Here is a 13,367-nt window from a genome sequence, read left to right on the forward strand (position 1 = left end):
AAGCTGGTTGTGAGAAGTTTTTGTGTTGTCACATAAGTGTCATGTGAGCGACCTAAAGTTCGGATGTCAAAAATCTGTCATCGCTCAACCGCTCCTCTGGAGGACACATGAAACTGGTCAAAACCGCGATCGCGGGCGTGGCTTCGCTGGCTTTCGCTGGTGCTGCATTTGCTGTTGACATTACCGGCGCCGGCGCAACGTTCCCGGCCCCCGTCTACAGCAAGTGGGCTGATGCCTATCAAAAGGCAACCGGCACCAAGGTGAACTATCAAGCCATCGGCTCGGGCGGCGGCATCAAGCAGATCACTGCCAAGACCGTTGACTTTGGCGCTTCGGATATGCCGCTGAAGGATGCTGACTTGAACAAGGACGGCCTGATGCAGTTCCCGACCGTGATCGGCGGCGTGGTGCCTGTGATCAACCTGCCGGGCGTGAAGCCGGGCGAGCTGATGCTGACCGGCGACGTACTGGGCAAGATCTACCTGGGCGAGGTCAAGAAGTGGAACGACCCCGCCATCGTCAAGCTGAACCCGAAGGCGAAGCTGCCGAACCAGGACATTCTGGTGGTGCGCCGTGCTGATGCCTCGGGCACGTCCTTCATCTTCACGAACTACCTGTCGAAGGTGAATGCCGAGTGGAAGGGCAAGGTTGGCGAAGGCACGACCGTGAACTGGCCGACCGGTACGGGCGGCAAGGGCAACGAAGGCGTGGCCGCGTTCGTGCAACGTCTGGGTGGCGCCATCGGCTACGTCGAGTACGCCTACGCCAAGCAGAACCACATGACCCACATCAACCTGCAGAACAAGGCGGGTGCCGTGGTGCAGCCGACCGCTGATGCCTTCAAGGCCGCCGCTGCCGGTGCCGAGTGGAACAAGTCGTTCTACCAGATCCTGACGGACGAGCCGGGCAAGGATGCGTGGCCGATCGCTGGCGCGACCTTCATCCTGCTGCACAAGACGCAGGACAAGCCGGTGCAAGGCGCTGAAGTGATGAAGTTCTTCGACTGGGCCTACAAGGGTGGTGATGATGCAGCCAAGGCGCTGGACTACGTGCCGCTGCCAGACGTGGTGAAGAACCAGATCCGCGCGACCTGGAAGTCGAACGTGAAGGACGCATCGGGCAAGGCGGTCTATAACTGATCGTTGTTCGCTGCATGGATGTAGCACAGGTGCGGGCGGTGCAGAACGGCCGCCCGCGCCATTTCAAAGCTTCTCTCACGGCTGACCGGTTTCCCTCATGGCCACGCTCTCTGATTCTTCCGGTGCTTCCAGTGTGCGAGCGCCAAGCCGCATCGGCGATCTGCTGTTCGGCGGTCTGACCCGCCTTGCGGCCATCGTTACGCTCTTGCTGCTGGGCGGCATCATCGTCTCGCTGATCGTTAGCGCCTGGCCGTCGATCCAGAAGTTCGGCCTGTCATTCCTGTGGAATTCGGAGTGGGATCCGCCCGCCGACGTGTATGGTGCGCTGGTACCGATCTATGGCACCGTTGTCACCTCGCTGATCGCGCTCATCATTGCCGTGCCAGTGAGTTTCGGCATTGCCCTGTTCTTGACCGAGCTGTCGCCGGCCTGGCTGCGCCGACCGCTGGGTACCGCCATCGAGCTGCTGGCTGCCGTGCCGTCCATCGTCTATGGCATGTGGGGCCTGCTCGTGTTTGCGCCGATCTTCGGCGAGTATTTTCAAAAGCCGCTGGCAGCAACCATCGGCCAGATCCCGTTTGTGGGCGCGCTGTTCCAGGGCGCACCAATCGGTATCGGCCTGCTGTGCGCGGGGGTGATCCTGGCAATCATGATCATCCCGTACATCTCGGCAGTGATGCGCGACGTGTTCGAAATCACGCCGACGCTACTCAAGGAATCCGCCTACGGCGTGGGCTGCACGACGTGGGAAGTGATGTGGAACGTGGTGCTGCCGTACACCAAGGCGGGTGTGATCGGCGGTGTGATGCTGGGCCTGGGTCGCGCGCTGGGCGAGACCATGGCAGTGACGTTCGTCATCGGCAACACCAACCTGCTGGATAACGTGTCGTTGTTTTCTCCCGGTAACAGCATCACCTCGGCGCTGGCCAATGAATTTGCAGAGGCAGGCCCTGGCCTGCACACGGCAGCGCTCATGGAGTTGGGCTTGATCCTGTTCGTCATCACGTTCATCGTGCTGGCGGCATCCAAGCTGCTGCTGCTGCGCCTGCAGAAGAGCGAGGGCCATAAGTGAACCAACGCGATTTGCCCGACGCCATGAGACCCAACACCATGCGCACGCCATCCATTCCTGCCGTCCGCGCTGACTCCGAGAAGGTCAAGTCGCGCCTGCAGGCCCGCCGCCGTAACGTCAACCGCTTTGCGTTGGCGCTCTCGCTCGCCGCCATGGGCTTCGGTCTGGTGTGGCTGGCGTGGATTCTGTGGACCACGCTCTCGCTGGGCGTGGGCGGCCTGTCGCTGGCGCTCTTCACGGAGATGACGCCGCCGCCGAACACGCCCGGAGGCGGTCTGGCGAATGCCATCGTGGGTTCGTTCCTGCTGGTGGGCATGGCCACGCTGATTGGCACGCCGCTGGGCATCCTGGCAGGCATCTATCTGGCCGAGTACGGCAAGACTTCGGCATTGGCCAGCGCCACGCGCTTCATCAACGACATCCTGCTGTCGGCACCGTCCATCGTGATCGGCCTGTTTGTGTATGCCCTGGTGGTGGCGCGCGTGCAGCATTTCTCAGGCATTTCCGGTGTGATTGCGCTGGCGCTGCTGCAGATCCCGATCGTGGTGCGAACCACCGAGAACATGCTGAACCTGGTGCCCAACGCCATGCGTGAGGCCGCCATGGCGCTCGGCACGCCCAAGTGGAAGATGGTGCTGTCGATCACGCTCAAGGCATCGTATGCCGGTGTGATCACTGGTGTGCTGCTGGCCGTGGCGCGCATTGCCGGTGAAACCGCGCCGCTGCTCTTCACCGCGCTCAACAATCAGTTCTGGAGCCTGGATCTGAACCAGCCGATCGCGACGATGCCGGTGGTGATCTTCCGCTTTGCGATGAGCCCGTTCCTCGAATGGCAGCAATTGGCCTGGGCCGGGGTGTTCCTGATTACGCTGGGTGTGCTGGGGCTGAACGTCCTCGCGCGTGCCTTGTTCACCAAGAAATGACCATGACTGCTACGTCCCTCGAAGTGCGCACGCAGAACCCGAAGATCGATGTTCGCGACCTGAACTTCTACTACGGCAAGTTCCACGCGCTGAAGAACATCTCGCTGCAGATTCCCGAGAAACAGGTGACGGCCTTCATCGGTCCGTCGGGTTGCGGCAAGTCGACGCTGCTGCGTACGTTCAACAAGATGTACGCCTTATATCCCGAACAGCGTGCCGAAGGCGAGATCAACATGGACGGCGAGAACCTGCTGACCTCGCGCATGGACATCGCCCTGCTGCGTGCCAAGGTGGGTATGGTGTTCCAGAAGCCGACGCCGTTCCCGATGTCGATCTACGACAACATCGCTTTTGGCGTGAAGCTGTTCGAACGCCTGTCGCGTTCCGAAATGGACGACCGCGTGGAATGGGCGCTGACCAAGGCCGCGCTGTGGAATGAAGTGAAGGACAAGCTCAACCAATCGGGCTACGGCCTGTCGGGCGGCCAGCAGCAGCGTCTGTGCATCGCACGCGGCATTGCCATCCGCCCCGAAGTGCTGCTGCTGGACGAACCGTGCTCTGCGCTGGACCCGATTTCCACCGGTAAGATCGAAGAGTTGATTGCCGAGCTGAAGGACGACTACACCGTCGTCATCGTGACGCACAACATGCAGCAGGCGGCGCGCTGCTCCGACTACACCGCCTATATGTACCTGGGCGAGCTGATCGAGTTCGGCGAAACCGAGAAGATCTTCATCAAGCCCCGCCGCAAAGAGACGGAAGACTACATCACCGGCCGCTTCGGCTGACCAGCAACCCGAGCCGAAGCGACAAGGAGAAAGCGATGTCCGATAAACATCTGTCGACGCAATTCGACACCGACCTGACTTCCATCAGCACCAAGGTGCTGCAGATGGGTGGCTTGGTCGAGGCGCAGATCGCCCGTGCGATGCGTGCCCTGGCCAATTTCGACACCGCCATGTGCGACCAGGTGCTCGCAGTGGAGCAGGAGATCAATGCGCTCGAAATCGAGATCGACGGCGACTGCAACAACATCATCGCGCGCCGCCAGCCGACCGCCCGCGACCTGCGTCTGGTGATGGCAATCTCGAAAACCATCACCAACCTGGAACGTGCCGGCGATGAAGCCGCGAAGATCGCCAAGCGTACCAAGCGCCTCATGCAGGACCCGCTGGCGCATTCGCTGAACTACGCTGACGTGGAGCGTTCGGGCGAGATGGCCGCGACCATCCTGCGCCACGCACTGGATGCCTTCGCACGCCTGGACACAGCCGCTGCCGTGTCGATCCTGCAGGAAGATAAGGCGATCGACGAGGAATTCCGTGGCTTCATGCGCGAGCTCATCACCTACATGATGGAGAACCCGCGCACGATTTCGGTGGCGCTGGACCTGCTCTTCATCGCCAAGGCGATCGAGCGCATCGGCGACCATGCCAAGAATATCGCCGAGTTTATTATCTACATCGTCAAGGGAACCGACGTCCGGCATGCCGGACGCGAGGCGCTGGAGCGCGAGATCCTGGGCGAGGGCGAATAAAAGGCAGGACTGGAGACGTGAGCATGCCGAGCAGTATTCTCGTCGTGGAAGACGAACCGGCGATCGCCGAACTGATCGCCGTCAACCTGCAGCACGCGGGTCATTACCCGATTCGTGCATATAACGCAGAACAAGCGCTCTCGCTGATGAGCGACGTGCTGCCCGATCTCGTTCTGCTGGACTGGATGCTGCCGGGCAAGTCCGGCGTGATGTTCGCCAAGGAGCTGCGCGCCAATGAGCGTACACGCCAGATTCCGATCATCATGCTGACCGCCCGCAGCGAAGAGCAGGACAAGATCATGGGTCTGGACAGCGGCGCTGATGACTATGTCACCAAGCCGTTCTCGCCCAAGGAACTGCTGGCCCGCATCAAGGCCGTGCTGCGCCGCCGTGCGCCGCAACTGACTGACGACGTGGTGGCCATCAACGGCCTGAAGCTGGACCCGGCCACGCACCGCGTGACGGCCCTGAACACCGAAGCGGAAAACCCAATCAAGCTCGATCTGGGCCCGACCGAATTCCGCCTGCTGCATTTCCTGATGACGCATCCGGAGCGCGTGCATAGTCGCTCGCAACTGCTCGACCAGGTGTGGGGCGATCACGTGTTCGTGGAGGAGCGCACGGTGGACGTGCACATCAAGCGCCTGCGCGCGGCACTCGCCCCGGGCGGCTACAGCAACATGATCGAAACCGTGCGCGGCAGCGGTTACCGCCTGGCGCGCAATCCGGGGCAATAATCGTCGGCGGATCGAACGCGCGAGTGCTTTGCCATGCATAGCGCGTTCACACGATCTTCGCGGTCCAGCACTTAGAATGCCCTCATGAACGTCTTCTGGACCCGCTTTGTCGTCTTCGTTGCCCTGTTGGGCATCCTGACGGCATGCCTGTACGTCTTCGCCAACCAGGTCACCGCGCTGGCCGTGCTCAGCGCGCTGCTGCTGGCGGTGCTCCTCTATTACGTCTACCAGATCCAACGCCTGTGGCGCGTGCTGGATTCGCCGGCCTATGGCGAGATCCCGAGCGCGCTTGGCCTTTGGGGAGAGGTCTACTACCGTCTGCACCGGCTGATGAAGGGCTGGCGCACCCAGGTGCTGCAGGTCGAGCAGCAGCACAGCCGCTTTATCCAGGCCATCCAGGCATCGCCCAACGGCGTGCTGATGCTGGATGCCGAAGACCAGATCGAATGGTGCAACGCCGTGGCCGAAGAGCATTTCGGCCTGTCGGCCAAGCGTGACCTGCGCCAGCGCATTACCCACCTGATCCGCCGACCGGAGTTTGTACGCTACCTGGCGCGCGGCGAGTTCGAGGAGCCGCTCACCATGCACGACATGGGGCACCACAAGCAAAGCATCGTCTCCGCCCAGGTCCTGCCATATGGCGAAGACCGCAAGCTGCTGGTGTCGCAGGACATCACCAAGCTCGAGAACACCGAGGCGATGCGCCGCGACTTTGTCGCCAACGTCTCGCACGAGCTGAAGACGCCGCTGACGGTGCTCTCGGGCTTTCTTGAGACGGTGCGCGACCTTCCGCTGCCCGAGGAAGACAAGAAGCGCTACCTGGACATGATGCACACGCAGGCGATGCGCATGCAGCATCTGGTGGAAGACTTGCTGGCACTGGCCACGCTCGAAGGCAACTCCGAGCCGCCGTCCGTCACGCCGGTACCGATGCAGCGCATGATGCTGCAGCTTCAGCACGACATCGAGGCACTCTCGGCAGGCCGCCACACCATCAGCATGACGTGCGACCCGACAGTGAGCGTGTGCGGGGCGGAGTTGGAGTTGCTCTCCGCCTTCAGTAACCTCGCTTCCAATGCCGTGCGCTACACGCCCGACGGCGGCAAGATCCGCCTCGACTGGGGTGTGAAGGATGGTCACGCGGTGTTCTCCGTGACCGACACGGGTATCGGCATCGCACCTGAGCACATCCCGCGCTTGACCGAGCGCTTTTACCGTGTGGACCGCAGCCGCTCGCGCAACACCGGTGGCACGGGTCTGGGCCTGGCGATCGTCAAGCACGTACTCTCGCGCCATGGCGGCGAGCTGCAGGTGACCAGCGAGCACGGCAAGGGCAGTACGTTCCGCGCGGTGTTTCCGCCCGAGCGCACTGTGGTGCGCAGCGCCAGCATCACCGATGAGCGTGCTGCCTGATCCTTGATCGATTCGCGATTCGGCTTGGCACCCCAATGAAAAACGCACGCTCCAAGGCGTGCGTTCTTGTTTAGCGTTCAGGAACGATCAGCGATCAGCCTGCTGAAATTTCAACCGGCACACGTACGGCTGGCTCCGCAGCCGTGGCGGCTGCGACGGCCGCGGCCGTTTCTGCCGCGGCTGCAGCCTGCGGCGAGAAGTGGTTCAGCAATTCAAGTTGGCTGATGCGCACGTGCTTGCCGCGGGTCTGGCGCTGCACGTAGGTGCCATCGGGTTGCATCACCCATGCCGACGCGTTGTCACGCAGATGCACCTGCAGGCTTTCCTTGATGACGCGCGCCTTGAGCTTGCGATCGAGCACGGGGAAGGCTACCTCGACGCGCCGGAACAGGTTGCGGTCCATCCAGTCGGCGCTGGAGAGGTAGACGACTTCCTCGCCGCCAGCATGGAAGTAATAGACGCGATGGTGCTCGAGAAAGCGCCCGACGACCGAGCGCACGCCGATGTTCTCCGACAGCCCCGGAACACCCGGCTTGAGCGCGCATACCCCGCGCACGATCAGATCGATCTTCACGCCCGCACGCGAAGCCTTATACAGCTCGTCGATGATGGTCGGCTCCAGAAGCGCGTTCATCTTGCCAATGATGCGCGTACGTTTGCCCGAGCGGGCGGCACGCGCTTCAGCGCGGATATGCTCGATCAGGTTCTCGTGCATCGTGAACGGCGAGTGCCACAGGTGGTGCAGCTTGATCTGCGCACCCGTTCCGGTGAGCAACTGGAACACGTGGTGCACGTCTTCGCAGATATGCTCGTTGGCCGTCATCAGACCGAAGTCGGTATAGAGGCGCGCGGTCTTTGGGTGGTAATTGCCGGTGCCCAGGTGTACGTAGCGGCGTAGCTTGGCCGTCTTCCCCTTGCCGACCATCTCGCGGCGTACCACCAGCAGCATCTTGGCATGGCACTTGTGGCCCACCACACCATACACAACATGCGCGCCAGCCGATTCGAGCTGGTCGGCCCAGTTGATGTTCGTCTCTTCGTCAAAGCGCGCCAGCAGTTCGACTACGACGGTCACCTCCTTGCCGTTGTGCGCCGCCTTGATGAGCGCCTCCATCACTGGTGATTCGTTACCGGTGCGGTAGACGGTCTGCTTGATGGCGACCACATCGGGGTCGCGCGCGGCTTGTTGTAGCAGTTCCAGCACGGGCGTGAAGCTTTCGTACGGGTGGTGCAGCAGGATGTCGCCCTGGCGGATGGCATCGAACACGCTTGAGCTGTTGGCCACTGCCTTGACCGTGGCAGGGACATGCGGCGGGTATTTCAGCATCGGCCGGTCGACCATATCGGGCACTTGCAGCAGGCGCACCAGGTTCACTGGGCCCTTGACGCGATAGCAGTCGGCCTCGGTCAGGCCGAATTCCTGCAACAGGCGGCGCGCCAGCGCGGGCGAGGTGTCGTGCGCGATTTCCAGCCGCACCGCATCGCCGAAGTGGCGCGTGGACAGTTCACCCTGCAGTGCCTCGCGCAGGTCGGTGATCTCGTCTTCCGACACGAACAGGTCGGAATTGCGCGTGACGCGGAATTGGTAGCAGCCGTGCACGTCGATCTGCGGGAACAGTTCGTGCACGAAGCCCTGCATGAACGACGACAGCAGCACGAAGCCATACGGATAGCCCGACAGTTCCGGCGGCATCTGCACCAGGCGGGGCAGGGCGCGCGGAGCTTGCACGATGGCGAGTTCCGCTTCGCGGCCGAACGCGTCCTTGCCCGAGAGCTCGATGATGAAATTCAGGCTCTTGTTGAGCACCCGAGGGAAGGGGTGCGCCGGGTCCAGTGCCATGGGCGTGAGGATCGGCACCAGTTCGCGCTGGAAGAAGCTGCGGCACCAGGCTCGCTGGGCTTCGTTCCAGTTGGTGGTCATGTGAAAGAACACCCCTTCCTTCTCCAGAAGGGGCAGGATCTCTTCCTGCAGCATGGCATACTGCTGAGTGACCAGTTGCCGCACCTGTTCCGTCACGATACCGAATGCTTGCTGCACCGATAGCCCATCCGGGGTGAGCGACGACGGGTTGTCCCGCATCTGCTCCTTCAACCCGGCGATGCGGATTTCAAAGAACTCATCCAGATTGCTCGACACGATGCAGATGAACTTCAGGCGCTCCATGAGCGGCACGCCAGGATCGGCTGCCTGGGCGAGCACACGGGCGTTGAATTCAAGGATGCCCAGTTCGCGATTGAGCAGGTCGCCCGCGGGCAATGTCGACATGTTCTGTTCCAGCGAATGACTATCCGGCCACTTTTTCATAGTCTGGTGTCAAATTTGTGACACATTTGAATTGTCACGTTCGGGACACAATAGAGACATATTTTGTTGTCCTGCGTTGCAAACGACAATACTCCGCGGTCTGATCGCGTTCCTCATCCGTTTCCATTCATGAGTCCCACCCCCCGTCTGCTGGCCGCTGTCGACATGGGCTCCAACAGCTTCCGGCTAATGATCGGCCGTGTCGACGAGACTGTCACCACCAGTGGCACCAGCAGCCAGATCTTCCAGGTCGATGCGCTGCGCGAGCCGGTGCGTTTGGCCGCTGGGCTTACGCAAGATAAATACCTGGATCAACCCGCACGCCGACGAGGCGTCGACGCACTGCGCCGCTTCGGCGACCGGCTGCGCGATTTCTCGCCGGATCACGTGCGCGCGGTGGCGACCAACACGTTGCGCGTGGCCAAGAATGCGCAGGAATTCCTGATCGAGGCGGAAGCTGCACTCGGCTTCCCCATCGAAGTGATTGCGGGCCGCGAAGAGGCGCGGCTGATCTATCTTGGCGCATCACACGACGCGCCGGCGTGTCAAGGCAACCGGCTTGTCGTCGACATCGGCGGCGGCTCGACCGAGTTCATCATCGGCAACGGCTACAAGCCCAAGCTGATGGAATCGCTCTACATTGGCTGCGTCTCGCATAGCCGTCACTTCTTCCCCAACGGCAGCGTGGACGACTACGCGATGAAGCAGGCCGAGTTGGCCGCGCGTCGCGAAATTCAGATATTGGTGCAGCAATACCGCACGGCCGGCTGGAACCAGGCGGTGGGCTCGTCGGGTACGGCTCGCGCGCTGGCCGAGTTGATCGAGCTGAACGGCTTCAACGACAAAGGCAGCGAGCACGGCATCACCCGCGAAGGGCTGGAGCGCCTCAAGCGCGCGCTCATCAAGGCGGAGAACACCAACCGGCTGAAACTGACCGGCCTGAAGTCGGATCGCATTCCGGTGCTGCCCGGTGGGCTGTCGATCATGCTCGGCGTGTTTGCCGAGCTCGACATCGACCGCATGGATGTGACCGATGGCGCGCTGCGGCTGGGCGTGCTGTATGACCTGCTTGGTCGCAGTCACCATGAAGACATGCGCACGGTGACGATTGAGCAGTTTATGCGTCGCTACGGCGTCGATCGTGCGCAGGCGCACCGCGTGCGCGATGCCGCGATGGCGCTGCTGTCGCAGTTTCCCGATCCGCCCGACGAGCGCCGCGAAGACAACCTTGCGCTGCTCGGCTGGGCCGCGAATCTGCACGAGATTGGCATGAGCATCTCGCACAGCGGTTATCACAAGCACTCCGCCTACATTGCCAGCCATGCCGACATGCCGGGCTTCTCAAAGACGGATCAGGCCCGCTTGGCGACGCTGCTGCTGGGGCATGCGGGCAAGCTCGGCAAGCTCTCGGGCGGCGGCAAGTTTCTTGATTGGCGGATGCTGTTCAGCTTGCGTCTGGCCTTCGTGCTATGCCGCCGGCGTGGGGCGATCCAGCTGCCGGGACTGCGGGTGCGCCATAGCGAAGGCGAACTCAACGAAGGCGGTTTCGAAGTGGAGCTGCCCAAGAGCTGGATCGAACAGAATCCGCTGGTCGAGTACAGCCTCACACAGGAAGCCGACGAATGGCAGCGCATCGGCCGTCGCTACAAGGTGGTGTACGTGTAAGCGCGTCGCGCTGTCAAAAAGCAAAACGGCCCGGTTTGATCCGGGCCGTTTTGCGTTGAGGCCGTATTGCCTTAAGCGCGCAGGAAGTGGCGTGCGTAGCGCGGGTTGATGTCCGACAGACGCAGCAGCGTCAGGAAGTCGGCAACGTTGAAGTCGGGATCCCAGGCCGGCGCGCCGCAGATGCGGGCGCCCAGACGCAGGTAGCCCTTGACCAGCGCGGGCGGCTCGACTTCCAGGTTCTGGTTCAGCTCTTCAACTGGCAGCGGCACGCGCGGGAAGGCATGGTATTCGATCGGCGCCAGCGAACCGTCGTCGACGAAGCTGCGATAGAGGCTGGCGGCAAAGTGACCGCCGTCGCCCATCGACACGCTCGCGCAGCCCAGCATCGATTCGAACCCGTAGCGCTGCATGTATTCACCCAGGCCAGCCCACAGCGCCATGATGACGCTGCCCGAGCGGTAGTCGCGATGCACACACGAGCGGCCGAGTTCGACCATCTTCGGGCGCAGGTGCGTCAGGCGCACGAGGTCGAACTCGGATTCGGAATACAGGCAGCCGATCTGCTTGGCGGCGTCCGGGCGCAGCACGCGGTAGGTGCCGACCACGCGCAGCGTCTTCTGGTCACGCACGATCAGGTGATCGCACACGGGGTCGAACATGTCGACGTCCAGTTCGGTGTGCGCCGATGGCAGGCGGGCGCCCATTTCTTCGGCAAACACTTTGTAGCGCAGGCGCTGTGCTTCGGTCACTTCATCTTGATGGCGCGCCCACGAAACGGCCAGAACAGGTTTGTCACGCGTCGGAACAGCGTCGGGTGAGCGAGGAAGGCCCCTCCGTGCGTTGCCCAGATTCAGGCTCGGCAGTGCGTCGATCAACGGCTGGGTGGGCGTCGGCAGGTCTCGCATTCGTGCATCCCCAAGGGTGGATTTCGGGGCGATTCTAGAGGCGCTGCGTGACAGATCGCTGACAAAAGCGTGTCAATCGTGGCTGTTACGTGAAATTTACGTGGCGTTCCCGTGACAACGATGACGTGTCACACAAGATCGGGGTTGACCACCGCGCGCAGCACGGTCTGCGCCTCGCCCTCGCGCACACGGCGGCACAGCCACCAGATGCCGGCCTTCTTCACGCTCCAGTCCATCTCGGTGCCGGCGATCAGCAGACTGGCCAGGCGGCCGATCCACGGCTGATGGCCTACCAGCAGCACGTTCGCATTGGATGACCAGTCGATCGCGGAGAGGACGGCGCTGACATCGGCGCCCGGGGCGATTTCCTGCACCGTGCGGAAATGCTCGGTGAGGGCACGCGCTGTCTGCTGCGTGCGCACGGCGGGGCTCACGAGCACCTGCGTGTCTTCGGGCAGGCGGGGGCGCAGCCAAGCAGCCATCTTCTCGGCCTGCTTTTCGCCGCGCTTGGTCAGTTCACGTTGGAGATCGGTGCTGCGCTGGATGCGCAGCGGTGCGGTCACGTCTTCGGCTTCGGCGTGGCGCCACAGGATGAGGTTCATGGAGGAGTGATCTGCGGAGGATGCTGCATGGCGCGGATGTTGTCTTTATAGCACCGCCATATGACATCAGTTGCCATCTCCAAAGCAAAACGGCTTACGTGATGAACGTAAGCCGTTTTGTTTCCTGCCAAATCGTGGTCGGAGCGATAGGATTCGAACCTACGACCCTCTGATCCCAAATCAGATGCGCTACCAGGCTGCGCTACGCTCCGGAACCGGCGATTGTACCGCCTTCATAACAATCCGGTCAAATCAATGTCCGGACAATCAGTCCTAGCGCCACCACACCGGAAAATGCGGCAAAACCCTGCTGCAACGCCGGCCCCGCCAAGCGTCGCGCAAAGCGGCGGCCTGCCAGCATGCCGGTCAATGCGCCGGCAGCAAACGGCAGCGCGATATGCCAGTCGACGTGCCCGCCGATGGCAGAGGCGACCACGCCACCCGTTGACACCAGCGCAATCACGGCCAGCGACGTGGCCACGATGGTCTGCATCGGCAGATCGGTCGCACGGCGCAACGCGGGCACGATGACAAAGCCGCCGCCGACGCCCAGCAGGCCCGACAGGAACCCGGCGCCAATGCCCGATACAGCCAGCGCGCGTGCGCACGGCAGCGTCCAGATCAGCTTGGCGGTTGTTGTGTCGAGATGGCAGGGAGGTGCGGTGTCTCTCGGTGACGCCGATGCAGGCGCAATGCCGCGTGCCTGCCGGAACATGCGTAGCGCCACATAGCCGAGCACCACGGCAAACAGCAGTGTCAACGGCGTATTCGGCACGCGGTGCGCAACCCAGATGCCGAACGGCGACACCAGCACACCGCACAGCGCCATCAGGCCGGCCGCCTTGTAGCGGACTCGGCCTTCGCGAAGCCCGAGCATGGCCCCCAGCCCGGCCGACAACCCGACTGCCAGCAGCGCGACCGGTGCCGCCTCGGACACCGATAAATGCAACCCGAAGATCAGCAGCGGCACGGCGACGATGGCACCGCCCGCACCCGTAAGCGCCAGGATGAGCCCGACCACCGAGCCCAGCCCTGCGCTGACAATCCAGCCAGCTTCAATCGGTGACAT

The 13,367-nt window shown here is 62.5% G+C and carries 12 protein-coding genes and 1 tRNA gene; 8 read left to right on the top strand and 5 right to left on the bottom strand.

Annotated features, from left to right (window positions below):
* Window positions 1-107: 107 nt before the first annotated feature.
* From pstS to phoR, 7 genes are all read left to right on the top strand, one after another.
* Window positions 108-1,139 (top strand): phosphate ABC transporter substrate-binding protein PstS, encoded by a 1,032-nt coding sequence (gene pstS / locus B4F51_RS01370; RefSeq protein WP_296223301.1) that lies wholly within the window; start codon window positions 108-110, stop codon window positions 1,137-1,139.
* 97 nt (window positions 1,140-1,236) lie between these two features.
* Window positions 1,237-2,211, top strand: coding sequence for a phosphate ABC transporter permease PstC (gene pstC, locus B4F51_RS01375; RefSeq protein ID WP_296223302.1), 975 nt, complete (start codon window positions 1,237-1,239; stop codon window positions 2,209-2,211).
* Window positions 2,212-2,249: 38 nt separating this feature from the next.
* The gene (pstA, locus tag B4F51_RS01380) at window positions 2,250-3,134 is read left to right on the top strand and encodes a phosphate ABC transporter permease PstA (RefSeq protein WP_296223303.1); all 885 of its coding nucleotides are present in this window, start codon (window positions 2,250-2,252) and stop codon (window positions 3,132-3,134) included.
* Window positions 3,131-3,922 (top strand): phosphate ABC transporter ATP-binding protein PstB, encoded by a 792-nt coding sequence (gene pstB, locus B4F51_RS01385; RefSeq protein WP_414706644.1) that lies wholly within the window; start codon window positions 3,131-3,133, stop codon window positions 3,920-3,922. Before pstA ends, pstB begins: the two co-directional genes overlap by 4 nt.
* A gap of 35 nt (window positions 3,923-3,957) precedes the next feature.
* Window positions 3,958-4,671, top strand: coding sequence for a phosphate signaling complex protein PhoU (gene phoU / locus B4F51_RS01390; protein ID WP_296223305.1), 714 nt, complete (start codon window positions 3,958-3,960; stop codon window positions 4,669-4,671).
* A 23-nt stretch (window positions 4,672-4,694) separates the two neighbouring features.
* A complete protein-coding gene (phoB, locus tag B4F51_RS01395; protein ID WP_296223306.1) occupies window positions 4,695-5,408 on the top strand; it encodes a phosphate regulon transcriptional regulator PhoB in 714 nt (237 codons plus the stop codon).
* Window positions 5,409-5,492: 84 nt separating this feature from the next.
* Entirely contained in the window at window positions 5,493-6,821 is a 1,329-nt protein-coding gene (gene phoR, locus B4F51_RS01400; protein WP_296223307.1) for a phosphate regulon sensor histidine kinase PhoR, read from the top strand.
* A 94-nt stretch (window positions 6,822-6,915) separates the two neighbouring features.
* Here the strand turns inward: phoR and ppk1 are convergent, their stop codons facing one another.
* The gene (gene ppk1, locus B4F51_RS01405) at window positions 6,916-9,087 is read right to left on the bottom strand and encodes a polyphosphate kinase 1 (RefSeq protein WP_296223308.1); all 2,172 of its coding nucleotides are present in this window, start codon (window positions 9,085-9,087) and stop codon (window positions 6,916-6,918) included.
* A 168-nt stretch (window positions 9,088-9,255) separates the two neighbouring features.
* Between ppk1 and ppx the strand changes: the two genes are divergently transcribed.
* Window positions 9,256-10,791, top strand: a complete 1,536-nt coding sequence (gene ppx / locus B4F51_RS01410) for an exopolyphosphatase (RefSeq protein ID WP_296223309.1) — start codon at window positions 9,256-9,258, stop codon at window positions 10,789-10,791.
* A 71-nt stretch (window positions 10,792-10,862) separates the two neighbouring features.
* On the opposite strand, the gene B4F51_RS01415 is transcribed toward ppx, so the two are convergent.
* From B4F51_RS01415 to B4F51_RS01430, 4 genes are all read right to left on the bottom strand, one after another.
* Window positions 10,863-11,696, bottom strand: coding sequence for a GNAT family N-acetyltransferase (locus B4F51_RS01415; RefSeq protein ID WP_296223310.1), 834 nt, complete (start codon window positions 11,694-11,696; stop codon window positions 10,863-10,865).
* A 128-nt stretch (window positions 11,697-11,824) separates the two neighbouring features.
* Window positions 11,825-12,298, bottom strand: a complete 474-nt coding sequence (gene sixA / locus B4F51_RS01420; RefSeq protein WP_296223311.1) for a phosphohistidine phosphatase SixA — start codon at window positions 12,296-12,298, stop codon at window positions 11,825-11,827.
* A 135-nt stretch (window positions 12,299-12,433) separates the two neighbouring features.
* A tRNA-Pro gene (locus tag B4F51_RS01425) sits at window positions 12,434-12,510 on the bottom strand.
* Between the two features lie 35 nt (window positions 12,511-12,545).
* Window positions 12,546-13,367, bottom strand: coding sequence for a sulfite exporter TauE/SafE family protein (locus B4F51_RS01430; RefSeq protein ID WP_296223312.1), 822 nt, complete (start codon window positions 13,365-13,367; stop codon window positions 12,546-12,548).

The sequence above is a fragment of the Ralstonia sp. UBA689 genome (assembly GCF_002298975.1).
GTDB lineage: Bacteria > Pseudomonadota > Gammaproteobacteria > Burkholderiales > Burkholderiaceae > Ralstonia.